This window comes from Lentzea roselyniae, assembly GCF_039537795.1.
Lineage (GTDB): Bacteria > Actinomycetota > Actinomycetes > Mycobacteriales > Pseudonocardiaceae > Lentzea > Lentzea atacamensis.
On sequence record NZ_BAABBE010000008.1, the window covers coordinates 21,686 to 44,091 of the forward strand.

General features: G+C 68.8%; 23 protein-coding genes and 1 pseudogene. 10 read left to right on the forward strand and 14 right to left on the reverse strand.

Features of this window, described 5'->3' with window-relative positions:
- Window positions 1–13: 13 nt before the first annotated feature.
- The 7 genes from ABFX45_RS15865 to rimO all read right to left on the reverse strand — a co-directional run bounded on the left by ABFX45_RS15865 (window position 14) and on the right by rimO (window position 6,497).
- Window positions 14–1,198, reverse strand: coding sequence for a uracil-xanthine permease family protein (locus ABFX45_RS15865; RefSeq protein ID WP_325051031.1), 1,185 nt, complete (start codon window positions 1,196–1,198; stop codon window positions 14–16).
- 235 nt (window positions 1,199–1,433) lie between these two features.
- Window positions 1,434–2,255 (reverse strand): phage shock envelope stress response protein PspM, encoded by an 822-nt coding sequence (gene pspM, locus ABFX45_RS15870; RefSeq protein ID WP_109635138.1) that lies wholly within the window; start codon window positions 2,253–2,255, stop codon window positions 1,434–1,436.
- 37 nt (window positions 2,256–2,292) lie between these two features.
- Window positions 2,293–3,144: a PspA/IM30 family protein gene (locus ABFX45_RS15875; RefSeq protein WP_346130686.1), complete on the reverse strand. Its 852-nt coding sequence runs from the start codon at window positions 3,142–3,144 to the stop codon at window positions 2,293–2,295.
- A gap of 358 nt (window positions 3,145–3,502) precedes the next feature.
- Window positions 3,503–3,931: a helix-turn-helix domain-containing protein gene (locus ABFX45_RS15880; protein ID WP_109633701.1), complete on the reverse strand. Its 429-nt coding sequence runs from the start codon at window positions 3,929–3,931 to the stop codon at window positions 3,503–3,505.
- 102 nt (window positions 3,932–4,033) lie between these two features.
- On the reverse strand, window positions 4,034–4,513 hold the full coding sequence (locus tag ABFX45_RS15885) for a CinA family protein (protein WP_109633703.1): 480 nt from the start codon (window positions 4,511–4,513) through the stop codon (window positions 4,034–4,036).
- Complete coding sequence (pgsA, locus tag ABFX45_RS15890; protein ID WP_109633706.1) at window positions 4,510–5,088, reverse strand: CDP-diacylglycerol--glycerol-3-phosphate 3-phosphatidyltransferase; 579 nt, start codon at window positions 5,086–5,088, stop codon at window positions 4,510–4,512. Before pgsA ends, ABFX45_RS15885 begins: the two co-directional genes overlap by 4 nt.
- Window positions 5,085–6,497 carry a 30S ribosomal protein S12 methylthiotransferase RimO gene (gene rimO, locus ABFX45_RS15895; RefSeq protein ID WP_211337210.1) on the reverse strand — a complete coding sequence of 471 codons (1,413 nt, stop codon included), beginning with the start codon at window positions 6,495–6,497 and terminating at the stop codon, window positions 5,085–5,087. Before rimO ends, pgsA begins: the two co-directional genes overlap by 4 nt.
- 55 nt (window positions 6,498–6,552) lie before the next feature.
- Between rimO and ABFX45_RS15900 the strand changes: the two genes are divergently transcribed.
- From ABFX45_RS15900 to ABFX45_RS15935, 8 genes are all read left to right on the forward strand, one after another.
- Window positions 6,553–7,176: a hypothetical protein gene (locus ABFX45_RS15900; RefSeq protein ID WP_109633712.1), complete on the forward strand. Its 624-nt coding sequence runs from the start codon at window positions 6,553–6,555 to the stop codon at window positions 7,174–7,176.
- Window positions 7,177–7,181: 5 nt separating this feature from the next.
- Complete coding sequence (locus ABFX45_RS15905) at window positions 7,182–7,682, forward strand: amino-acid N-acetyltransferase (RefSeq protein WP_267899903.1); 501 nt, start codon at window positions 7,182–7,184, stop codon at window positions 7,680–7,682.
- A gap of 63 nt (window positions 7,683–7,745) precedes the next feature.
- Window positions 7,746–8,597: a MerR family transcriptional regulator gene (locus ABFX45_RS15910; RefSeq protein WP_233439295.1), complete on the forward strand. Its 852-nt coding sequence runs from the start codon at window positions 7,746–7,748 to the stop codon at window positions 8,595–8,597.
- Complete coding sequence (locus tag ABFX45_RS15915; protein WP_109633718.1) at window positions 8,581–9,369, forward strand: hypothetical protein; 789 nt, start codon at window positions 8,581–8,583, stop codon at window positions 9,367–9,369. Before ABFX45_RS15910 ends, ABFX45_RS15915 begins: the two co-directional genes overlap by 17 nt.
- A 153-nt stretch (window positions 9,370–9,522) precedes the next feature.
- Window positions 9,523–10,047, forward strand: a complete 525-nt coding sequence (locus ABFX45_RS15920; RefSeq protein WP_346130691.1) for a hypothetical protein — start codon at window positions 9,523–9,525, stop codon at window positions 10,045–10,047.
- Complete coding sequence (locus ABFX45_RS15925) at window positions 10,044–11,198, forward strand: YcaO-like family protein (RefSeq protein WP_170154808.1); 1,155 nt, start codon at window positions 10,044–10,046, stop codon at window positions 11,196–11,198. Before ABFX45_RS15920 ends, ABFX45_RS15925 begins: the two co-directional genes overlap by 4 nt.
- 4 nt (window positions 11,199–11,202) lie before the next feature.
- Window positions 11,203–11,856 (forward strand): nitroreductase family protein, encoded by a 654-nt coding sequence (locus ABFX45_RS15930; RefSeq protein WP_346130693.1) that lies wholly within the window; start codon window positions 11,203–11,205, stop codon window positions 11,854–11,856.
- A 13-nt stretch (window positions 11,857–11,869) separates the two neighbouring features.
- Entirely contained in the window at window positions 11,870–12,406 is a 537-nt protein-coding gene (locus ABFX45_RS15935) for a phospholipase (RefSeq protein ID WP_346130695.1), read from the forward strand.
- A gap of 17 nt (window positions 12,407–12,423) precedes the next feature.
- Here ABFX45_RS15935 and ABFX45_RS15940 read toward each other — a convergent pair whose 3' ends face one another.
- Window positions 12,424–14,814 (reverse strand): FtsK/SpoIIIE family DNA translocase, encoded by a 2,391-nt coding sequence (locus ABFX45_RS15940; RefSeq protein ID WP_109633730.1) that lies wholly within the window; start codon window positions 14,812–14,814, stop codon window positions 12,424–12,426.
- A 148-nt stretch (window positions 14,815–14,962) separates the two neighbouring features.
- Here ABFX45_RS15940 and ABFX45_RS15945 point away from each other — a divergent pair, with 148 nt between their 5' ends.
- Window positions 14,963–15,706, forward strand: a complete 744-nt coding sequence (locus ABFX45_RS15945) for a lysophospholipid acyltransferase family protein (RefSeq protein ID WP_346131010.1) — start codon at window positions 14,963–14,965, stop codon at window positions 15,704–15,706.
- Here ABFX45_RS15945 and ABFX45_RS15950 read toward each other — a convergent pair.
- The 3 genes from ABFX45_RS15950 to ABFX45_RS15960 are packed head-to-tail and all read right to left on the reverse strand — an operon-like array spanning window position 15,603 to window position 19,881.
- Window positions 15,603–16,283: a hypothetical protein gene (locus ABFX45_RS15950; protein WP_346130698.1), complete on the reverse strand. Its 681-nt coding sequence runs from the start codon at window positions 16,281–16,283 to the stop codon at window positions 15,603–15,605. The genes ABFX45_RS15945 and ABFX45_RS15950 overlap by 104 nt on opposite strands.
- A gap of 43 nt (window positions 16,284–16,326) precedes the next feature.
- Window positions 16,327–17,100 carry an alpha/beta fold hydrolase gene (locus ABFX45_RS15955; RefSeq protein ID WP_109633735.1) on the reverse strand — a complete coding sequence of 258 codons (774 nt, stop codon included), beginning with the start codon at window positions 17,098–17,100 and terminating at the stop codon, window positions 16,327–16,329.
- Between the two features lie 9 nt (window positions 17,101–17,109).
- A complete protein-coding gene (locus ABFX45_RS15960; RefSeq protein ID WP_346130700.1) occupies window positions 17,110–19,881 on the reverse strand; it encodes an AfsR/SARP family transcriptional regulator in 2,772 nt (923 codons plus the stop codon).
- A gap of 138 nt (window positions 19,882–20,019) precedes the next feature.
- On the opposite strand from ABFX45_RS15960, the gene ABFX45_RS15965 reads away from it, so the two are divergent.
- Entirely contained in the window at window positions 20,020–20,634 is a 615-nt protein-coding gene (locus tag ABFX45_RS15965; RefSeq protein ID WP_109633740.1) for a class I SAM-dependent methyltransferase, read from the forward strand.
- Here the strand turns inward: ABFX45_RS15965 and ABFX45_RS46475 are convergent.
- The 3 genes and pseudogenes from ABFX45_RS46475 to atpB form a co-directional block, all read right to left on the reverse strand.
- Window positions 20,631–21,225 (reverse strand): annotated as a pseudogene (locus ABFX45_RS46475) (DUF6891 domain-containing protein). The gene ABFX45_RS15965 and the pseudogene ABFX45_RS46475 overlap by 4 nt on opposite strands.
- A gap of 95 nt (window positions 21,226–21,320) precedes the next feature.
- A complete protein-coding gene (locus ABFX45_RS15970; RefSeq protein ID WP_346130702.1) occupies window positions 21,321–21,497 on the reverse strand; it encodes a hypothetical protein in 177 nt (58 codons plus the stop codon).
- A 58-nt stretch (window positions 21,498–21,555) separates the two neighbouring features.
- Complete coding sequence (atpB, locus tag ABFX45_RS15975; protein ID WP_346130704.1) at window positions 21,556–22,353, reverse strand: F0F1 ATP synthase subunit A; 798 nt, start codon at window positions 22,351–22,353, stop codon at window positions 21,556–21,558.
- Window positions 22,354–22,406: the final 53 nt, after the last annotated feature.

The window sequence follows — 22,406 nt, forward strand, 5'->3', positions numbered from 1 at the left end:
TCAGCTTCGACCTTCAGCTTCGGCGAGCGGCCCGCAGCCAGCGCATGACCGGGTGCAGGATCACGACGAGCAGCGAGCCCCAGACCATGCCGCCCATCGACAGGTCGCCGATCTCGATGGTCAGGTCGCCGACACCGGCCACCAGCGCGGCGCCGCCGACCATCGCGTTCACCGGGCTCGTCAGGTCGACGCCGCGGTCCATCCAGATCCGGACGCCGATGAGCACGATCAGGCCGTAGAGCACCAACGTGCAGCCGCCCAGCACACCTGCCGGGATGGTCCCGAACAGCGCGATGGCCTTCGGGGAGAACGCCAGCGCCGCGGCGAACACACCGGCGAACGCGAACGCCGCCGTCGTGTAGACGCGCGTCACGGCCATGACGCCGATGTTCTCGGAGTACGTCGTCGTCCCGGCTCCACCGCCCAGTCCGGACAACGCGGTCGACAGCCCGTTCGCGATGATCGCGTCGCCCGCGCTGCCGTCGAGGTTGCGGCCCGTCAGCGCCGCGACGGCCTTCACGTGGCCCACGACCTCGGCGACCAGGACGATCACGACCGGCAGCATCAGCAGCACCACGGACGGCCGCAGCTCCGGCTGGTGCAGCTGCGGCAGGCCCACCCACGCGGCGTCGCGCAGCGCGTCGAACTTCTCCCTCGGGACGGCACCGAACGCGAGGCCGCCCAGCCAGACCGCCACGAAGCCCAGCAGGATCGAGAACCGGTACAGCAGGCCGCGGCCCAGCACGCCCGCCAGCAGGATCACCACGGTCGTCAGCGCGGCCAGCAGGGGCTGCCTGGCGAAGTTCGAGGTGGCCTGGTGCGAGAGGTTCAGGCCGATGATGATCACGACGGCGCCGGTGACGACCGGCGGCATGACCGACTCCAGCAGGCGCACGCCGAGCGCCTTGACCGCGATGCCGACGACGATCACCAGCAGGCCGGCGGCGACGACGCCACCCAGCTGGGCGGCGATGCCCTGTTCGCGGGCGGCGACGAGAGGCGCGACGAAGGCGAAGGACGAGCCCAGGTAGCTCGGGACGCGGTTCTTGGTGATCACCAGGAACAGCAGCGTGCCCAGGCCGGAGAACAGCAGCGTGGTGGCGACGGGGAGGCCGGTGGCGGTAGGGACGAGCACCGTCGCGCCGAACATGGCGACCAGGTGCTGCACTCCGAACCCGATGGTGAGCGGCCAGCTCACCCGCTCCTGCGGTGCAACGGTTTCACTGTCGGTGATCCGACCGTCCCCGTGCACGGTCCACAACGCCAACGCACTGCCTCCCGGCAACCCAGCCGGGTTCCCGCTGCCCGGCCCCGGAATCCTGCCACGCGATGTAGTGGCCACGGCTAGATAACGGTCTGATAATCACACGATTGCTGTAAAGATCTCCAGGGGGAACCGTCTAATAGGCGCGCGCGACTACCCAACGTCACCCTCAGTAGGCTGAATAGCCTGATACGTCTCGCATCGCAGACGCGAGACCGGCCATGTGGTCCGTGGCGTCGTCGAGCACCTCACGCGGATCCTGGAACGCCGTGCTCGCCGCCAGCGCCTGACCGGCGGCCGCCACCAGCGAACAGTAGCGGTCCACGCCGTCCGCCAGTTGGATTCTGAGCACGCGCACGCCCTCGACCAACGGCGCGCGTTCCAGCGGCGGGGCGGTGTCGCGAGCGCGCTCCACGGCCTGAAGCTGCGCGGACACCGAGCGGATGGCTGCGGAAGCCTCCTGGGCGGTCTGCCGGGCGTGCTGTACGGACTCGGTCGGCATCGACGTGAGCGTCGGCGAGTCGAGCTGACGCAGCAGCTCGTTCATGGCGTCCTCGGCCTCGTGCAGCTTCTCCATCGGAACGCGCGCCGCGGAGATGTGCGCGGGCAGTGGCGGCCTGGGCGGTGGCGGCGGAGCCAGCTCGAGCCGCCGGCGGGCCGCGCCCAGCTCACGCAGCTTGAACCCGCTGCGGACGGCGAGCAGTCCGGGCACGGCGGCACCGATCGTCCCGGAGACGGCGGCCCACGTACCGAGCACGCCGGTGTAGCCGAAGACGGCGAGCGTGCCGAAGATCGTGATGAGCGCCAGCCAGAACGTCAGCACGGCGTTGGTGCGCTTGCGCTTGCGTTCCAGCTTGGCGCGCGGGTCGTTCCACTTCTGCAAGCGGTAGCGCGCCTGCTCGGCCAGCGGGTGGCCCTGGAGCGACGCACCCAACTCGTTGACGACCTTGCGGACGATCTCGTTGTTGGGACGGTTTCTCCAGGGCTCCATGATCACCTGCTGACTCCTCCTGCCCCGATGCTCAGTTCTAGCTCTGAGTCGGCGGGACCTGCTGCTGCGTGGTCTTCTGCTCCTGCTGGACGCGCTGCGCGATCTCGGCCTGGATCTGCGCCGCGGCGCTGTTGCCCGCGGTGACCTGCGGCGGCGTGCTGGCCTGGCCACCGTGCATGGACGCACGGATCTGCTCCAGCCGCGACGAACCCGCGAGCTGCGTGGTCGAGGCCTGCACCTCGAGCATGCGGCCCTGCACCGAGTTCTGGGCCAGCTCCGCCGACCCCACCGCGGTCGCGTAGCGCTTCTCGATCTTGTCGCGGACCTCTTCGAGCGACGGCACGTTGCCCGGCGCGGCGAGCTCGCTCATCTGGTTCAGCGAGGCGGAGACCTGCTCCTGCATCTTCGCCTGCTCCAGCTGGCTGAGGAGCTTGGTGCGCTCGGCGAGCTTCTGCTGCAGCATCATCGCGTTGCGCTCGACGGCCTGCTTGGCCTGAGCGGCGGCCTGCAACGACTGGTCGTGCAGCGTCTTGAGGTCCTCGATGCCCTGCTCGGCCGTCACGAGCTGGGTGGCGAAACCCTGTGCGGCGTTCTCGAACTGCTGCGCCTTCTGCTCGTCGCCCTTCGAGCGCGCCTCGTCGGCGAGCACGAGCGCCTGACGCGCGGAGGCCTGCAGCTTCTCGACGTCGCCGAGCTGCCGGTTCAGCTTCATCTCCAGCTGACGCTGGTTGCCGATCACGGCCGCGGCCTGCTGAGAGAGCGCCTGGTGCTGACGCTGCGCCTCCTCGATGGCCTGCTGGATCTGCACCTTCGGGTCAGCGTGCTCGTCGATCTTGGACGAGAACGCCGCCATGAGGTACTTCCAGAACTTCACGAACGGACTGGCCATCTCCTACGCCTGCCTTCTCGGTGCCGGTGTTGGATCCATCGTCTCAATTGTGCGTCGGCGGTTCCACCAACCTGGGGAGATATCCGGGAACACCCTGACTCACCCCGGGACTTAGGAGTACACGCCTGACGACGTGCCAATCCTGCCCGCACCCGCGCCCGAGGACGCGGTGACCCAGCGTGCTGTGGCCAAGCCGTTGCCTGCCGTCCGGCACGCTGCCGTCGTTGTCAGTTGAACGTGCGAACGGCCGTTCTTGTTGCAGACCGTCACGTGTCGGGGGCCACAGCGCAGGGCCGGGCAGCCGAATGCGAGCGACCCCGCTCGCCTCTGGGCGAGCGGGGTCGGCAACGACGTGTGATCAAGCTGCGACGACTGCCTTCGGCGGCTCGCCGATCTTGCTCGTGAGCCTGTGCGTGAGCATCGGCTGCAGCCGCAGGTCGGACAGGTCGTCCGAGAGCGTGGTCGGCAGCACGCGGCCACCCTCCAGCTTCCCGCGCTCGTGCGCCGAGCGGCCGTCCGGAACGGTGTCCGGCACCGTGTCGGGCGTCTGCTGAACGGCGCCGATGTCGGAGGCGACGTGGTGCAGCAGCTCGGACAGCGGCAGGTCCAATGCTTCACAGATGGCCGCGAGGAGCTCGCTGGACGCCTCTTTGCGGCCGCGCTCCACCTCGGACAGGTACCCCAGGCTCACGCGGGCGGTCCGAGAGACCTCGCGCAGCGTGCGGCGTTGGTTGGTGCGGGCATGGCGAAGCCGATCACCGATCGCCTCGCGTAGCAGCACGGTCATCGCGCGCCTCCTTCCGGCCGGCCGTGTCCCTACGTTACCGATCGACACCGACAACGGGCAGTGAGTTCCGAACACGTCCGCCAAGGGCGAACGAACGCGAAGTCATCGTTTGTTCCCGTCCGCGGTGATCAGCAGGTAATCCGACAGCAGGACCAGCGCTTTTTCAACGGCTGTGAAACGCACCGCTTTCCGGTCACCACTAACAGTGATTGTCCGCACTGTGGACACTCCAGGACCGCTCAAGCCGATGTGGACCGTTCCTGGAGCGACTCCATCCTGCGGATCGGGGCCTGCGACCCCGGTCAGTCCGATCCCCCAGTCCGATTTGCACCGGTTCCGGGCTCCTTCGGCCAGTTGGATCGCAACATCGGGGTGCACGGCTCCGTGCTCGTCGAGCAACTGCTGATCCACGCCCGCGAGCTCGTGCTTGAGCTCGGTGGCGTAGACGATCAACCCACCGCGGACCACGGCACTCGCCCCCGGTGTGTCGACGATCGTCGCGCACAGCAGACCCGCGGTCAGCGACTCGGCGGTGGCAACGGTCTGCCCGCGCTCCTTCAGCAGTCCGACGACGTCGGTCACGCCACCGCCCTACCTGCGCGAGCTTTCAACTTGAACGCCCGGATGACGTAATCAATTCCCGTCACCACCGTGAGGGCGAGCGCGGCGGCCATGATCACCCACGCGATGATCGCGATGACGTCGTTCTGCGGCAGCAGGAACAACCCGATCGCAATGATCTGCAGCAACGTCTTGGCCTTGCCGCCGCGGCTGGCGGGGATGACGCCGTAGCGGATCACCCAGAACCGCAGCAGCGTCACGCCGACCTCGCGCACGGCGATGACGATCGTGATCCACCACGGCAGCACGTCGAGGATGCTCAGGCCCACCAGCGCGGACCCGGTCAGCGCCTTGTCCGCGATCGGGTCGGCGATCTTGCCGAAGTCGGTGATCAGCCCGTGCTTGCGGGCGAGCGTGCCGTCGATGTGGTCGGTGAAGCTCGCGACGGCGAAGATCCCGAACGCGATGAGCCGCCACGTCGTGTCGAAGCCGCCCGCCGCGAACAGTGAGAGCAGGAAGACCGGAACCAGTGCCATCCGCGCCATCGTGAGGATGTTGGCGACGTTGAGCAGCGGGACCTTCCTGGCCTCCGTCATGTCCCCAGCACCTCGATCACTTCGACGACGAGGTCGACGCCCTCGGAGTCGACCACGCGGCACCGCACGAGGTCACCGCGCTTGAGGTCCTCGGCTTCGAGCACGATGCACTCGCCGTCGACCTCGGGCGCCTGGTGCTCGGCCCTGCCGACGCAGTCGCTCTCGTCGTCCTCCTCGTGCTCGACCAGCACGACGACCTCGCTGCCGACGCGGTCCTCCGCGCGCTGGCTGGTCAGCTCCTCGACGAGGTTGCCGATGCGCTGGACCCGCTCCGCGATGGTGTCCGCGTCGAGCTTGCCGTCGAGGTTCTCGGCCTCGGTGCCGTCCTCGTCGGAGTAGCCGAAGATGCCGACCGCGTCGAGGCGCGCCTCGGTCAGGAACCGCTCCAGCTCCTGCAGGTCCTCCTCGGTCTCGCCCGGGAAGCCCACGATGAAGTTGCTGCGGATGCCCGCCTCCGGCGCGTGCTCGCGGATCTGCCACACGAGCTTGAGGAAGCTGTCGGTGTCGCCGAACCGGCGCATGCGCCGCAGCACGTTCTCGCTGGAGTGCTGGAACGACATGTCGAAGTAGTTCGCGACCTTCTCGGTCTTCGCGATGGCGGCCACCAGCGACGGCTTGGTCTCGGCCGGCTGCAGGTAGCTGACCCGCACGCGCTCGACGCCCGGGATGCTCGCGAGGCGGGGCAGCAGCTGCTCCAGCGCGCCGTGCTCACGCGGCAGGTCCTTGCCGTAGCTCGTCGAGTTCTCGCTGACGAGGAAAAGCTCCTTGACGCCGTTCTCGGCGAGCCACATGGCCTCGGCCACGACCTCGTCGGGGTGCCGCGACACGAACGCGCCGCGGAAGCTCGGGATCGCGCAGAACGAGCACCGCCGGTCGCAGCCGCTCGCGATCTTCAGCGGGGCCACGGGGGCGTCGTCGAGCCTGCGGCGCTGGACCTTGGTGGGCCCCCAGCCGTGGCCGGGCACCTGGACGTCGGCGGCCGCCTCCTGGCGCTTCACCGGCGTGATGGGCAGCAGCGTGCGGCGGTCCACCGGCACGTGCGACTCGACCCGCTTGCCGTGCAGCACGTCGTCGAGGCGCTCGGCCAGGTCGTTGTACTGGTCGAAGCCGAGCACGGCCGCCGCCTCCGGCAGGCTGTCCGCGAGCTCCTTGCCGTACCGCTCGGCCATGCAGCCGACCGCGACGACCTTGGCGCCGGTGTCGGACGCGGCGAGCAGCGTGTCGACCGAGTCCTTCTTGGCCTGCTCGACGAAGCCGCACGTGTTGACGACGACGACGTCCGCGCCCTCGTCCACCAGCTCCCAGCCGCCCTCGCCGAGGCGCCCGGCGAGTTCCTCGGAGTCGACCTCGTTGCGGGCGCAGCCCAGGGTCAGCAGCGACACGCGTCGCGGAGTGGTGGGAGAAGACACGGCGCTCAGCGTAACCGGCCCAGGTCTCCCGCCTTCAATTGCTACGGTCCCGGCCGTGGACCTGTTCGTCTCGACCCGCCCGGACGGCTCTGGGTTCTACGGCTCGCCACCGCTCGCCCCCGGCGCCCGGTGCACGTTCGACCCGGACGTGTTCTTCGCCCAGGTCCCACCACGCGAGCTCGACCCGTACGACGGGATGGTCGTGCACGAGAGTCCGCGCGACGTTGTGGCGTGGCCGTGCCGCATCTGGCGCGTGACGGACGTGGGCCCGCCCGTGAGCGAACACCCTCATTTGAAGTTCTCTCGCGTCCGGGAACTGACAGTCGTCGAGGAACTTCCGTCGTGGCAGTTCTTCGGCCCGCGCGGCGACCAGGTGCTCACGATCCTCGACCAGGCCGCGCGGCTGCGCCACGACCAGGTGGACCGCATCGCGGCGATGGACGGGACCCATGAGCGAAGGCTGTACGAGAAGCACTGGGACGACGGCTGGGGCAACTCGTACCTGGAGGTGCACCGCGCAGTCGAACGCGCGGCCGAGTACCGCGACGACGAGATGTGGCGAGACGCACGGGACTGCGCGGTCGCGGCGGCCTGGGGGCTGGAGCAGGACCTGTACACCCCCGCCGAACGCGAGGTGCTTGCCCGCCGGTGGACGTCCGTGATGGGCACTCATACTTGACGATCGTGACCAGTGGGGTAGTCGTGCGGCGCGCCCGCACCAGTGATGTGCGCGCCATGAAGGCGTTGATCGACGGGTACGCGGGGAAGGTCCTGCTGTCCAAACCGCTGGTCACCCTCTACGAGGCCGTCCAGGAGTTCTGGGTGGCCGAGGAGGACGGTGAGCTGCTCGGCTGCGGTGCCCTGCACGTGATGTGGGAGGACCTGGCCGAGATCCGCAGCGTCGCGGTCTCCCCCTTGGCGCTCGGCCGCGGCGTGGGTCACCGGATCGTGGCGCAGCTCATCGCGACGGCCAAGGAGCTGCAGCTCGCGCGCATCTTCGTGCTGACGTTCGAGACCAAGTTCTTCGGCAAGCACGGGTTCGTGGAGATCGAGGGCACGCCGGTGAGCCCCGAGGTCTACGAGGAGATCATGCGGTCCGTCGACGAGGGTGTCGCCGAGTTCCTCGACCTGAGCTACGTGAAGCCGAACACCCTCGGCAACAGCCGGATGCTCCTGGAGTTGTAACTCTTCGAGTAATTACTCGAAGAGTCTTGACTCGACGAACCTGGGCACACCAAGATTTGCGGTGTGCCCGAATCGCTGACCATCGACGAGCTCGCTGCCCGGATCGGCCTGCCCAGCAGCACCATTCGCATGTACCAGACGAAGGGTGTGCTGCACGCGCCGAGAAGGCAGGGGCGCGTGGCGTTCTACGACGCCTCGCACGTCGAGCGGTTGACGCTGGTCCAGCGGTTGCAGCAGCGGGGGTTCTCGCTGCCGGCGATCGCGGAGCTGATCACGGCACGCGAGAAGGGCGAGTCGGTCGCCGCGGTGCTCGGCATGGGCGAGGCCGAGGGACCCGACGACTGGGTTCGGATCAAGGTGCGCGACATCAAGCACCTGATTCCGATGGGAGACGTCCAACCGCGACTCCTCCTCCGGGCTATGCGGTTGGGCTTGGTGCGGTGGAAGTACGGCTGGCCGCACGCGCGTCGCTGGGCACTCGAAGCGGGCGGCAGGCTCGCCGGCCTCAGGGTGCCCAGCGATGACGTCATGGACAGCTTCACGCGCCTGCGCACGGCGACCGACGCGATCGCGGCGGACTTCGTGCGGTTGTTCGAGCAGCAGTTCTGGCCGGAGCTGGCCCGCAAGGCCGGTGACGAGAACCAGCTGGAGAACGTGCGGACGTTGCTCGTCGAGCTGACCTACACGGCGGAGACCGCGGTGGTGGGGACGCTGCGGGAGTCGATCAGGGACGCGGCGGAGGAGTTCGCGTCGCGGCACGGGTTGCTGCCCAGCGACGAGTTCCAGCCCGCGTGGGCGGAGCAGCCGCTGCCGCCGATCGCCGAGAAGATCGTCGATCCGGACGGGGAACTGCCGAGCGAGCAGGAGATCGAGTGTTTTCTGGCGAGGGGGGACGAGGATGAGCCTGGTCGCTGATCCCCGGTGGCACGCGCAGATGAGAGACGAAGGCCTGGTCGTCTACGCGGGCGCTGACCTCGCGTACCTGATTCCAGACCTGCCCAGGGCGGTGGCCGTGGCGCTGGCGGGACTGTTCGAGCCGGTTTTGAGGGGAGTGGCTCGAACGGTCGACGAAAGCCGGTTGGGGGAACCGGTTCGCCGGCACGTGGCCCAGCTGAGGACCCTGGGCGCTCTCCGCCCGGCGCGGTTGCCCGCCGACGAGCGCAAGCCGATGGGGGTCGGCACGCGGTTCGTCGGCGAGGCACCCGCCGGGCTGGTGGAGCGGTTGCCGCACAACGACGATCCGGACCTCTTGCTCGTTGTGCGGACCACCGGCACGTTGGTCGACCTGGTCGAGGTGGCGCGCACCACCGAGGTTCCGCACCTGTTGCTGGACCTCGCGTACCACCACACCGCCGCGATCGGGCCCCTCGTGGTGCCCGGCGCGGGCGCGTGCCTGGCGTGCCTCGCGGTGCGGGCGGGGCGGCGGTGGGGGGACCCGCCACCTCCCCCGCAGCCGGGAGCGATGTCTTCGGAGTTCCCGGTTTCTCTTGCGTTGCAAGCGGTTCAGAACATCCGCAACGGTTCGCTGGCGCTGCTGGACGCGGTCGTGACCGTCAACCTCGACGAGTTCACGACCACGCGCGAGAGCGTGCTGCCCGCCGCCGACTGCGAGATCTGCCCGGTGCTTCCCGTCGGGCGCGTGTCGTTGCCCTGGGGGGACAGTGAAAGCGGTACAGCCACCACCTGAACCACTCGACGGCGTGGCCGGCGGGCTCGTGATGCTTGACCTGCTCGCCTGGGTCTTCTTCTTCTTCGTGGTCGTCGCCTGCGCGGCGGTCTTGTCAGGCCTGCTCACGGGCCTCGTCTTCGGTGCTGTCCACCTCTTGAGGAGGTCCAGGCGATGACCACCGCGGTCCGGTTGCCCGACCAGTTCTCACCCGGTGCGGCCGCCGCGAACGCCGCGACGCCCACCTGTTGCTGTTGTTGTTGCTGTTGCGCGATTTCCTCGGTCGGCGCCGCCGTGCACATCCCGGAAGCGCTGCACCAGGACACCAAAGAGCTCGAACGCCCGCGCAGCCTCCTGGTACTGCCCGCCGCGCTCTACCCGCTGCTCGTCGTCGTGCTGCCGTTCGTCACGCTGGGCGAGGTCTTCGACCTCCACTGGGGTTGGTGGGTCGGCGGTTTCGGGGTGGCGCTCGGGTGGGCGGTCGCGTCCGGCGTCATCGCTCGATCGCCGAGGCCGGGGATGAGCGCGATACGGCTGCTCGGCTGGGCGTTCCTGTGGTGCGTCGAGCCGTTCGTCGTGCTGCCTCTGCTGGGACCGCTCGCCGAAGCCACGCACATCTCGGTGATCGCGGTGATCTACGTCGGCGGCGCATCGGCGTTCGGGTACCGGCTCTTCCGGCACTACCGGGGCAAGCGGTGAAGACCGTCGCCGAGGCGCTGATCGAGCGCGCGGTCGGGTGGCGGCAGGGTGTCGTGTCACAGCTGCACCCCGTGCCGCACAGTCTGTCCGATGTGGACATCGAGGGCTGGGCAGCGGTGCCGGAGCCCTTCGCGAGCGGCGGCACTTCCGGCGGCACGACCCGGGTCGCGGCTGTTGCCGAAGCCCTGGAACGGCACGCTGCCGCGCGTGCTCCGCTGGAGGTCGCGACCGACGGGGAGTGCTGGCCGTTGGAGCACTTCAGCCTGCACACCGTGGAACAGCGGGTTCGGGGCGACTACCGCTACCGCAGGGGATACGTCGACACGCGGTACACGCGGGCCTGGACGTTGCCCGGCAACTCCCCGATCCGCGTGCCGGCCGGGCTCGTCGGCCTGGACGCCTCACATGGTCTGCCCACGACCTCGTCCGGTCTGGCGGCAGGCCCGTCGACCACCAGCGCGTTGCTGAGGGCCACGCAGGAACTGGTCGAGCGCGACGCGTTCACCACGACGTGGCTGCATTCCATTGCACCACAACGGTTCGCTGCCGATCTTCCGCACGGCGCCCAGGCGTTCGACCTCACGCCCGACTACAGCCCGCACCCGGTGATCGCCGTCGCCGGCTCCCTGCCGATCGCCGGCAAACCGCGGCCGACACTCGGCCTCGCCTGCCGCGCGACCGTGGCGGAGGCGCTGCGGAAGGCGTACGAGGAGTGGGTGCAGGGCACGGTGTTCATCGAGGTGTGGCTGGCGCGCAACGGTGATCAGCCCGTCTTGGACGTCACCGACTTCGACAAGCACGCGGTCTACTACGCGACCCACCCCGACGAGTGGGAAGCGCTGCCGTGGTGGAACGGCATCGAAACGGACCCGCCACCGGACGCGGCATGCCGCGGTGTCGCCGCTGAACTCACCGAGCTGGTGCACGCGCTGGACGACCGCGGCATCCGGCTCGCGTACCGGGAGCTCACCACGCCGGAACTGTCGGCGGTCGGCCTGCACTGCGTCCGCGTCCTCTCCCCCGACCTCGCGCCGCTGCACTCGGACCACCGCTGGCCGCACCTCGGCGGCCGCGTCCGCGAGCTGCACTGGCGCTACCCGCACGCCTCACCGGGCGTGTTCCCCAATCCAGCACCACATCCGTTGGGGTGATCGCGTGTTCGACGACTTCTGGGCCGCCAGCCGGTTCTCACCGCTGCACCAGCGCAGGCTCGGCGAACGGCTGCGCGACTTCCGGCCGCAGCCGCCGTTGATCGACCCGCTGGAACTGCCTTCCGCGCCACGACCGCTGCCGAAACCTCACGACCGGCTGCAGAAGCTGTTCCAGGCACGGAAGAGCACCCGCGAGTTCGCGCCGAAACCGTTGACGGACAAGCAACTCGGCGCAGTCCTCGGCGCGCTGGGCGACAACAGCCACCCGTCCGCCGGCGGCCTGTACCCGTTGCGCTGCTACGCGTTCGTGAACGATCGTGCCGTCCGCTACGACATCCGCCGGCACGCCCTGCAGGACATCGGCCCGGCGCCGGCGGATCTGGCGGAGATCCTCGGCACGCCCGAGGTGCCGCCGCTCGCGATCGTGCTGGTGCTGAAGGACGACGAGGCGTTCGAGAAGTACGGCGAACGAGCGGGCAGGTTCGGCCTGCTCGAGGCCGGCGCCGCCGCCCAGAGCATCTGCCTCCGTCTGGCGGAGCAGAAACTCGGCGGCTACCTGCTCGGCGGAGTAGCGGACCACGAGATGCTTCACTCACTCGGCTTACCGCGCGAACTTCGCGTGGCCACAGCGATCGCGTGCGGTCACCTGATCACCTGACGTTCATCAGATCGTGTCTACCGAGGACTGTCGATCACACGCTACAACTGGCGAGACCCTGCTCACACACCGAGGAGCTCGCCATGTCGAAGACCCTGCGCTCGGCATTCGTGGGTGCCACCGCATCCCTGGCCCTGATCTTCACGGGTGCACCGGCCCACGCCGTGGACATCGTCGCGGTGACCGACAACTACCTCTACTCGAAGACACTCAGCCAGTTCACAACACTGCGCGCCCAACAGCCCACGCCGGCCAGCTCGACTGGTCGTCCGACGGCTGCTCGTACTCGCCGGACAACCCCTTCGGCTTCAAGTTCCTGCCGACCTGCCACCGGCACGACTTCGGCTACCGCAACTACAAGCGCCAGGGCCGGTTCAGCGAGGCGAACCGGCTGCGCATCGACAACAACTTCAAGTCCGACATGTACAAGCAGTGCGGCAGCAACTGGACGTGCAGGCGGACCGCCGATCTCTACTACGCGGCGGTTCGTGAGTTCGGTGGCAGCGCGAGCTCCACGGCCACGAGCATCCAGCAGGCAGGCCTGAAGTAAGTCCCTGAAAGCAGGACTCAGTCCTCGTCGCCGACGTCGGCGGGGCCGCCTCCACGCATCAGGTGGATCACGGACTCGAGCTCGTCCGGCTTGATCAGCACCTCACGTGCCTTCGAGCCCTCGGACGGCCCGACCACCCCGCGGGTCTCCAGCAGGTCCATGAGGCGCCCCGCCTTCGCGAACCCGACGCGGAGCTTGCGCTGCAGCATCGACGTCGAGCCGAACTGCGACGTGACGATCAGCTCGGTCGCCTGCACGAGCAGTTCGAGGTCGTCGCCGATGTCGGCGTCGATCTCCTTCTTCTCGCCGGCCTTCTGCGACGTGACGCCGTCGGTGTACTCGGGCTGGGCCTGGTTCTTGGTGAACTCGACGATCGACGAGATCTCCTCGTCGCCGACGAACGCACCCTGGATGCGCACCGGCTTCGACGCGCCCATCGGCAGGTACAGGGCGTCGCCCATGCCGATCAGCTTCTCGGCGCCCGGCTGGTCCAGGATCACTCGCGAGTCGGTCAACGACGACGTCGCGAACGCCAGCCGCGACGGCACGTTCGTCTTGATCAGACCGGTGACGACGTCGACGGACGGGCGCTGCGTCGCCAGCACCAGGTGGATGCCGGCCGCACGCGCCTTCTGCGTGATGCGGACGATGGCGTCCTCGACGTCACGCGGTGCGGTCATCATCAGGTCGGCGAGCTCGTCGACGATCGCCATGATGTACGGGTACGGCCGGTAGACGCGCTCGGAGCCGGGCGGCGCGGTGATCTCGCCGGACTTCACCTTGCGGTTGAAGTCGTCGACGTGGCGCACCCGGTTGACCTGCATGTCCTGGTAGCGCTGCTCCATCTCCTCGACGAGCCACGCCAGCGCGGCCGCGGCCTTCTTCGGCTGCGTGATGATCGGCGTGATCAGGTGCGGGATGCCCTCGTACGGCGTCAGCTCGACCATCTTCGGGTCGATCAGGATCATCCTGACCTCGTCCGGCGTCGCGCGGGACAGCAGCGACACCAGCATCGAGTTGACGAACGACGACTTGCCGGAACCCGTGGAGCCCGCGACCAGCAGGTGCGGCATCTTGGTCAGGTTCGCGGTGACCATGTGGCCCTCGATGTCCTTGCCGAGGCCGATCAGCATCGGGTGCGTGTCCTTGACCGTGGACGGCGCACGCAGCACGTCGCCGAGCCGCACCATCTCGCGGTCGCTGTTCGGCACCTCGATGCCGACCGCCGACTTGCCGGGGATCGGGGCCAGCAGGCGCACGTTGTCCGTCGCCACGGCGTACGCGATGTTCTTGGTCAGCGCGGTGATCTTCTCGACCTTCACGCCGGGGCCGAGCTCGACCTCGTAGCGCGTGACCGTCGGGCCGCGGGTGAAGCCGGTGACCTGGGCGTCGATCGAGAACTGGTCCAGCACGCCGGTGATGGCCTCGATCATCTGGTCGTTGGCCTTGCTGCGGGTCTTCGGCGCGTCACCGTTCTTGAGGACGTCCGGCGGCGGCAGCTGGTACTCACCCTCGACGGCGCGCACGACCATCGCCGTGGCAGCGGCCTTCTCCTTCTTCGAAGCAGGGGCAGGCTTCGGCGCGGGCTCCGGCTCCTCCAGCGGCAGTTCGGCCTGCGGCTCCTCCTCGACGGGCGCGGCTGCCTGGCGGCGGCGCGACGGACGGCGCAGGCGAACCGGCTTCGGCTCCTCCGCGGTCTCTTCCTCGTCGAACGGGGTTTCTTCCTTGGACGCGCCGGGGTGCAGCAGCGAGCGGATCCGCTCGGGCGCCTGGCGGATCGGCGTGTGCGTCACGACCAGCAGGCCGTACGCGAAGATCAGGAACAGCAACGGGCCCGCGACCCACGACGTGAGGCCCTGCGCGAGGAAACCGCCGGCCAGGTAGCCCAGCGCACCACCGGCGCTGCGGCGTTCGATCGGATCCATCGGCAGGCCGCCGATGAGGTGGAACATGCCGAGCACGCCGATCATCATCAGCAGCGAGCCGATGATCAGCCGCGGCCGCGCTTCCGGCTTCGGGTCGGTGCGCATCAGCGTGATGCCGATGCCGAGCAGCACGACCGGCACGATCACCGCAGGGAACCCGACGGAGCTGCGCACCGCGACGTCGACCCACTGGCCGACCGGTCCGCCCGCCTGCCACCACACGCCGGCGCCGGTGATGAACGCGAGCGCGATCAGCAGCAGCCCGAGCCCGTCCCGGCGGTGCTCGGGATCCAGGTCCTTGGTACGGCTGACCGTCCGCACGAGGCTGCCGACACCACGTCCCAACGCGCCCCACACGGCGCTGATGGCGCCGCCGCTCTTGCGCGGGGCGGGCTTTCTGGACGCGGTGGAGCGCGCCCGCGGCTTGGCTGGTGCTTTGCCGCGTGACGTGGTCTTTCTCGAAGTCCCTGTACGCCCGGCCATGTGTATAAGGTAGTCCCTCGCGTCTCACCAGCCACGTTTGCAACTGGGACGCGTGCGAAAGCTCATGGTTCACCGGATTCGGCACGGTGTCGTTCCGACACGCCGTACGCTGCCCCGCGTGTCCACACCGCTCTTCTGGCGCGTGCTCATGGCGATCGACCGTGGCTTCGTCGCGCTGACCGGCAGGCTCGAGGTGTCCGGCGACGTTCCTCAGGAGCTGCTCGGCAAACCGTTGCTGCTCGCTTCGAACCACATCGGCAACCTCGACCCGTTCGTGCTCATCGCGGCGTGCCGCAAGATCGGCATCAACCCGCGCTTCATGCTCGCGGGCGGCCTCCTCGACGCACCGATCATGGGCCCGGCCCTGAAGGCGTGCGGCCACCTGCGCGTCGACCGCAGGTCGGCGAACGTCGGCGAGGCGATGCACCGCGCCGTCGAGGCGTTGCGGAAGGGCGGCGACCCGATCGCCGTCTACCCCGAGGGCAAGATCACGCTCGACCCCGGCATGTGGCCGGAGCGCGGCAAGACCGGTGTCGCCCGCATGGCGCTGGGCGGCGGCATCCCGGTGATCCCGATCAGCCAGTGGGGCGCCCACGAGGCCGTGTACTGGGGCAACCTGCACGTCTCCGGCTGGCGGGACTTCCTGCCGTACCTGAGGTCGTGGCTGTCCGCGATCCGCAAGCGCCCGACGTTCAAGGTCCACTTCGGCAAGCCCGTCGAGCTCTCGGACCTCTCGGCGGAGACGATGGGCGACGCCCGCCGCGCCCACGAGCGCATCATGATCGCGATCACCGAGGGCTTGGTGCCGCTGCGTCTCGACGAGCCGGACCTGCCGCGCTTCCACGACCCGACACGACCGACGACCGGTTCCTCCCCCTGGCGGCCCGCCTGATCGAGTAGGCGATCACGGTGATCAGCATCAGGAACGGCGCCGGGCTGCTGGTGTAGATGCCGATCACCAGGTCCGCCAACGGGATCACCAATGCCAGCACGAACGCCTTGGTGCTCGCCGTGGGCAGCTTGACCTTCGGGTCCGCCCACGGCGTGCGGCCCCACGGCTTCGCGACGCTGAGCCACGTCTGGAACGCGAACCCGCTGATCATGCAGGCGGTGCCGACCGGCAACCACGGGGTCACGTGACCGTGCGCGGCAGCTTCGAGGTTGTCGCTCAGGATGAAGATGCCGATGTAGAGCTGAACGATGGTGATCGCGAACTTCGAAAGCACCCACCAGTGCCGGAAGTAGCCCCACGGCGTCGTCGCGCTGAGCATCATGCCGGTGAACGCACTGGCGGCGCCCATGAACGCGAGCACCTGGTGATCCAGCACGCGTGCCATCCTGAACGCGTTGATGTCACCCGTGTTCATTCCGTAGAGCACCAGCGCCAGCAGCCCGACGGCCTGGCTGAGCCAGCCGACCGAGGTCACGACGTGCAGCCACACCACCAGCGTTCTCGCGCGTTTCGCCATGACATGTAGCTTGCCTACATATCATGGCGTCACGCATCAGGGATCACCCTGACTCGGCAACCCGATCCAGCCACTCCCCCATGAGCGCGTTGAACAGCACAGGCTGCTCGATCTGCAGGTTGTGCCCAGCGGTGTCCAGCACGGCGAACGACGCGTACGGGTAGTGCGGCAGCAACGCGTAGACGTCCTCGTAGCCGGTCACGTTGTCCTGGCGGCCGGTCAGGAACAACGCGGGCCGCTCGTACGTCCCCAGCTCCGGATCGGCGGACAGGACCCACCTCCCGTGGATCCGCTCCATCGCGTCGCGATCCGCGAGCTCGAGACCGGGCACGATCTCGGCGGCGAAGCGCCGCGCCGTTTCCGCCGTCCGCACCACGGCCATGCCGTCGAACTGCGCGGCCAGTCCGGGATCGAGCACGACGCCGTCCGACCGGCGCACCTGGAACCGCGGCAGCGTCCGGTCGGCCAGGAACACGTTGGTACCGGTCGGGCAGATCAGCGCCAGCCCGCGCACCTGATCCGGTCGCCGATGCGCCAAGGCCCGTGCGAGGTAACCGCCGTAGGACTCCCCGACCAACAGGAACGGGCCGCCGATCTGGGTGTCGACGAACTCCTCAAGCGCCGCAAGCATGTCGTCGCTGGAGTCGATGCCGTCCGCCGGCGACTTCCCCATCGCCGGCAGGTCGGGGTAAAGGCGCCGATAACCGGGCCTGGTCTCGAAGAACGGCTCCAGGCAGCCGAGCATCAGGCGGTGGTCGGGGGTCCAGCCGTGAATCGCGAGCACCGGGGTGCCCGCACCGTGTTCTACGAAGTGCACGAAATAGTTCTATGCCAACTCGTGCAGCCGCGCCCGCACTTCCGCGGTGAGCGGGTGGTCGTAGTCCTCGTAGATCGTCAACGCTTCGAGCAGGTGCGTGCGGGCGACGTCGGGCTGGCCCGCGCTCGTCTCCCCCAAACCGTGCAACGCTTCCGCGAGGCTCTTGCGGTCGCCCAGCACCCGCAGGAAACCGAGCGCGCGCCGGAACGAGTCGCGGGCCTCGATCCGGTGGTCCAGCTTGAACTGCGCCCAGCCGATGCTGACCAGGGCCATCGCCTTGCCGTGCACGGCGTCGTGGGAGTCCATCAGCTCGAACGCCGTCCGGGCCGAGGCCAGCGAGGCCTCGTACTGGCCGGCCGAGCGGAGGATGTCGCTCAGGAACATGCGCGTGCCGCCCTCGCCGAACCACGACCCCACCTCGGCGTGGCCCTTCAGAGCCTCTCCGAACCTGTCGACGGCGAGGTCGAACTGGCGCATGCCGCCGTACGCCATGCCCAGGCCGGTGAGGCTCCACGCGGCGCCGACCTGGTCGCCGATCTCGCGGCGGATCGACAGAGCACGGTCGAAGAGCTCGAGGGCGTCGGCGAAGCGCTGGCCGCGGAAGGCGGCGAGGCCCTGGCCGTGGATCGCCCAGGAGCGGGCGGCCTGGTTGCCGTCGCGGGCCGCGGCGCGTTCGGCGATGCGGTAGGTGCGGGTCCACTCGTCCAGTGCGCTGGAGACGATGAAGTAGTTCCACAGCGCGACCGGGATCTGCCAGGCCGTGGGCGAGTGGTGGTCCTCGGCGAGGCGGGACACTGCCAACAGGTTCGAGGACTCCCTGCGGCACCAGGAGAAGGCCTCGTCGTGGGAGGTGAAGTCCTGAGTGGACAGCGACGGGAGCAGAAACGACGGGTGGTCCGGCGGGGCGATCACGGTGCCGGCGGCGTTCGCGGTGTCGAAGTACCACCGCAGCAGGCGTTTCACGGCTTCGGAGCGGCCCTCGGAAGACTCCTCGGTGGCACTGAGCTCCGTGGCGTACAGGCGCAGCAGATCGTGCAGGCGGAAGCGGCCGCGAGCGACCTCCTCCAGCATGTGACCGCCTGCCAGCACGTCCAGCAGCATCCGCGCCTTGGACACCGGCACGCCGGTCAGCGCGGCGGCGGCGTTCAGGCTGATCTCGGCGCCGGGATGCAGGCCGATGAGGCGGAACATCCTCGCCGCGTCCGGCTTCAGGGCCAGGTACGACCACGAGAACGCCGCGCGCACTGCCGTGTCCTCGTCGTCGCCGGTCGCCAGCACGTTGAGCCGGTCGCGTTCGTCGGCGAGGTCGCCGGCCAGATCGGCCAGCGTCAGGTGCGGCCGGGTGACGACGCGTTCGGCCGCGATCCGCACCGCCAGCGGCAGGTGGCCGCACAGCTCGACGAGTTTCGCGGCGGCATCGGGTTCGGCGGCGACACGGTCCGAACCCACCGCGGAAGTCAGCAACGCCAAGGCTTCGTCGCGGGTCAGCGTCGACAACGTCACCGAGTGCGCGCCATCGCGGGCGACCAGGCCGCCGAGGTGGTTGCGCGAGGTCACCAGCACCATCGACGACGAACGGCCCGGCAGCAGCGGGCGCACCTGTTCGGCGAGCCGCGCGTTGTCGAGCAGCACCAGCACCCGTTTGCCTGCGAGCACACTCCGGTACAGAGCGGACTTCGCGGGCAGGTCGTCCGGGATGCGTTCGGCCGGCACACCGAGACTCTGCAGGAGCTGGTGCAGAGCGGCGACGGGCTGCACGGGCGGCGACGACGCGTCGAACCCGCGCAGGTCGACGTGCAGCTGCCCGTCGGGGAACCGGGAAGCGACCTGGTGCGCGAACCGGACGGCGAGCGCGGTCTTGCCGACACCGCCGGTGCCGGTGATGGCGACGAGCACCGGGGAGTGGTCGTGCGGGACGAGTTCGGCGAGCTTCGCGAGTTCCTTGGCGCGGCCGGTGAAGTCGCGGATCTCGTGCGGCAGCTGGACGGGCACCAGCGCGGGCGCCGCGGGTTCCGGCTGCGGGTCGTGGCGGCCGACGAGAAGTCGTTCGTGGAGCTGGCGAAGCTCTGGTCCGGGCTCGATGCCGAGCTCCTCGATCAGCAGCCGGCGCAGGTCCGTGTAGACGGCGAGAGCCTCCGCCTGCCTGCCGCCGCGATACAACGCGGACATCAGCAGGCCGTGGAGCCTCTCGCGCAACGGGTGCGCACTGATCAACGTCGTGAGCTCCGCCGCCACCTCAGCCTCACGCCCGACGGACAGCATCAACGCGGCGCGCTGCTCCACGGCCGTCAGTCGCATTTCGGCGAGGCGCGCACGTTCCACGGCGGCGAACGGTCCTGGCACGCCCTCCAGCGCGATGCCGCGCCATAAGCCCAAAGCAGCGTCGAACGCGCTGATGGCGTCCGCGGGTTGAGCACGCAGCCGTCCGGCCTCGTCCAGATGGGCGCGGAACATGGCGACGTCGGAACTACCGGACGGGAGCCTCAGCAAGTATCCAGCGTCCGTCGAGAGCAGCACCGAGCTCGGCGCCCGCGAGGCCCTGCCCGGTTCGAAGAGTCTGCGCAGGCCGGCCACGTAGGTGTGGATGCCGTTGTCCGCGCTGGCGGGCGGCTCGTCACCCCAGACGGCGTCGATCAGCTCGCTGCGGGAGACGACGTGGTTGGCACGCAAGGCGAGCACCGCGAGCACAGCTCTCTGCCGCGGTGGACCCAGGGTGAGCTCCTGACCGTCCACCGTCGCCGCGAGCGCGCCCAGCATGCTGACGCGCAACTCGTTCCGCACCGTGTGTCTCACTCCGTCGCTGTCCGCAGTCACCTAGCAACCTACCGTCAGTTTTCGTCCAGAAGCCATCCAGAGGCCGTGCAGAGGGCTTCTCCACACTTCACATCAGGTGGATTGGGCCGAAATGAGGGGGCGGAGATGAACGCGGCCGATGTCTTCGACACGCTCGGGCTGGAATACCAACGCGCTTGGTCGCACCAGCCGGCGCTGCACGGCACCCTCGCCTGGTTCGCCGCGACGCAGCCCTCCGGCTCGCGCGTGCTCGACATCGGTTGCGGCACGGGCGTTCCCGTCGCGCGCACCCTCGCCAAGGCGGGCATGAAGGTCACCGGCCTGGACGTGTCCCCGGTGATGGTCGACATCGCGACCGCCCAGGTCCCGGAAGCGACGTTCCACAAGATCGACATCCGCGACTTCGAGTCGCCGGCCGGTTCGTGGGACGTCATCTGCGCCGTCTTCTCCCTGCTGCAGATGCCGCAGGCCGAGATCATCCAGACCCTCGGCCGCGTCTCGGCGTGGCTGCGGCCCGGCGGCCACTTCTTCCTCGCCACCGTGGCCATCGACGTCGAGCAGATCACGCTGCCGTGGATGGGCCAGGAGATCGAGGTGTCCTCGTTCTCCGAGGAGAACTTCGAGGAGCACCTCGGCAACGTCGGTCTGCGGGTCGTGCGCCGGAGCCGGCCGGTTTTCACGCCGTCCTTCCCCGGCGCCACGCCCGAGGAGTCGCTGCACCTGGTGTGCCAACGTCCCTAACCGACCAGGCGGCGGCGCCAGTCCAGAGGACTGACGGTGATGGCCCTGCCGGGGTCGCGGTCCCACTCGGTGTGGAGGCCGACCGCTTCGAGGGCGGCCACGACCTCGTGGCCGATGGCCGCAGTGGTCTCGGACGACCCGTCGAAGCCGCCGTAGACGAGCGTCAGCCCGTGACTGGCCGCGGCGGAATCCGTGCACTGGGTGTGGAAGTAGACGAAGCCGCGGGATCGGAGCCGCCTTCACCGCCGATTTCGGACTCGCCGCAACTACGGCAACAGGTGAAGTTCTCGCGGGCGGTGATACCTGCCTCCCGCAGTGCGGCGAACGCGCGAGTGAGCCGCTCAGGATCGGTCTCCCCTGCCATGAGGCCTGCTCCGCGACCCGCTCGAGCCACAACCGGTCGGCCAGCGCCTGCGCCTGCGCACGCGAAACGGGCCTGCGGTTCTCGGTGACCAGGTACTCCTCGGCGAGCTCGGCCAGTTCGGCGCGGGAGGCGTAGCCGCCGACCAGCACCTCGCGGACGCGGTTCTCCAACTCCGCGCGCTCGTCCTCGTCGAGATCGAGCCGCGGCGCCTCGCGGACGGGCCCCATGTCCAGCAGCGACCAGGCCGGACCGTTGTTCCGACCGGCGTCCTGGCGGGCCCAGCCGGTGATCGTCTCGATCACGACGTCGGGCGCGTCCGACGTCACCTGGAAGTGCCGGTCAGCGGCACCTGCGCGATGCTCCAGCTCGTAGTCACCACCGGCCTCGTGCCAGACCTGGACGAGACGTCGGGCAGGTCGGGTATCCGCTGAACCACCAGAAACCGGTCACCCTCGCCACCGATTCGCCGGACCAGCGCAGCCAGCTCCTCGATGGACACACGGACGTGCCGCTCCCCGTTCTCCGTTTCACCACGATCTCGAGCATGCGCAGATCCCTTAGTGCTGCTCGGCCAGCGCACGGCCGATGAAGTGCGCCGACAGCAGGGCGAAGATGTAGGCCTGCAGGACCTGCACCAGCGCCTCGAGCAGGTACAGCGCGATGGCGAGCGCGAAGCCCAGCGCCGACAACGGCTTGAGCCAGATCGGGGCCTGCAGCAACAGGAACTCGGCGCCGAGCGTGAACACCAGCACCAGCAGGTGGCCCGCGAACATCGCCGCGAACACCCGGATCGCGAGGTTCACCGGGTCGAAGAAGAACTTCAGGATGACCTCGGTCGGGATCAGCAGACCCCACAGCACCGGCTTCGGCACGTCCGCGATGATGAACTGGTTGCGCAGGTAGCCCTTGAGGCCGAACTTCCTGATGCCCACGAAGTGGTAGAGCGGGAAGATGATGATCAGCGCGATCGCGAACGGGAACCCGCTGTGCGTGAACGTCGGGAACTGCACGAGCGGGATCAGCCCGTAGACGTTGTTCACCAGCACGAAGCAGAAGATGCTGACGATCAGCGGCACGTACGGCGTGAACTCCTTCGCACCGATCTGCTCCCGCGCGATCGTGTTGCGGCCGAAGTCGTAGACCGACTCGGCGGCGAACTGCCAGCGGCTCGGGACGATCTTCAGGTTCCTCGTGGTGACGAGGAAGAACGTCAGGATGATGACGACCGACAGGACCAGCAGGACCTGCGGTTTGGTCGGCGCGAACGTGAACGGCAGTCCGAGTGGATCGTGCCAGGTGAAGATGGGCGGCAGAAGAATGTCGTCTTTGCCGGGCGGAACAAACTCATCGGCCATGGGCGTCCCCCTCGTCCAAGGTCAGAGATCTGACTTTAGCGGACGAGAGGGAC

What these genes read in the sequence shown, in the direction of transcription:
- ABFX45_RS15940 (WP_109633730.1), bottom strand. Translation starts at nt 14,814, where the DNA reads ATGGCCGGGCGTACAGGGACTTCGAGAAAGACCACGTCACGCGGCAAA.
- ABFX45_RS15950 (WP_346130698.1), bottom strand. Translation starts at nt 16,283, where the DNA reads ATGGCGAAACGCGCGAGAACGCTGGTGGTGTGGCTGCACGTCGTGACC.
- ABFX45_RS15920 (WP_346130691.1), top strand. Translation starts at nt 9,523, where the DNA reads ATGACCACCGCGGTCCGGTTGCCCGACCAGTTCTCACCCGGTGCGGCC.
- ABFX45_RS15945 (WP_346131010.1), top strand. Translation starts at nt 14,963, where the DNA reads ATGGCGATCGACCGTGGCTTCGTCGCGCTGACCGGCAGGCTCGAGGTG.
- ABFX45_RS15880 (WP_109633701.1), bottom strand. Translation starts at nt 3,931, where the DNA reads ATGACCGTGCTGCTACGCGAGGCGATCGGTGATCGGCTTCGCCATGCC.
- atpB (WP_346130704.1), bottom strand. Translation starts at nt 22,353, where the DNA reads ATGGCCGATGAGTTTGTTCCGCCCGGCAAAGACGACATTCTTCTGCCG.
- ABFX45_RS15875 (WP_346130686.1), bottom strand. Translation starts at nt 3,144, where the DNA reads ATGGCCAGTCCGTTCGTGAAGTTCTGGAAGTACCTCATGGCGGCGTTC.
- ABFX45_RS15965 (WP_109633740.1), top strand. Translation starts at nt 20,020, where the DNA reads ATGAACGCGGCCGATGTCTTCGACACGCTCGGGCTGGAATACCAACGC.
- pspM (WP_109635138.1), bottom strand. Translation starts at nt 2,255, where the DNA reads ATGGAGCCCTGGAGAAACCGTCCCAACAACGAGATCGTCCGCAAGGTC.
- ABFX45_RS15915 (WP_109633718.1), top strand. Translation starts at nt 8,581, where the DNA reads ATGAGCCTGGTCGCTGATCCCCGGTGGCACGCGCAGATGAGAGACGAA.
- pgsA (WP_109633706.1), bottom strand. Translation starts at nt 5,088, where the DNA reads ATGACGGAGGCCAGGAAGGTCCCGCTGCTCAACGTCGCCAACATCCTC.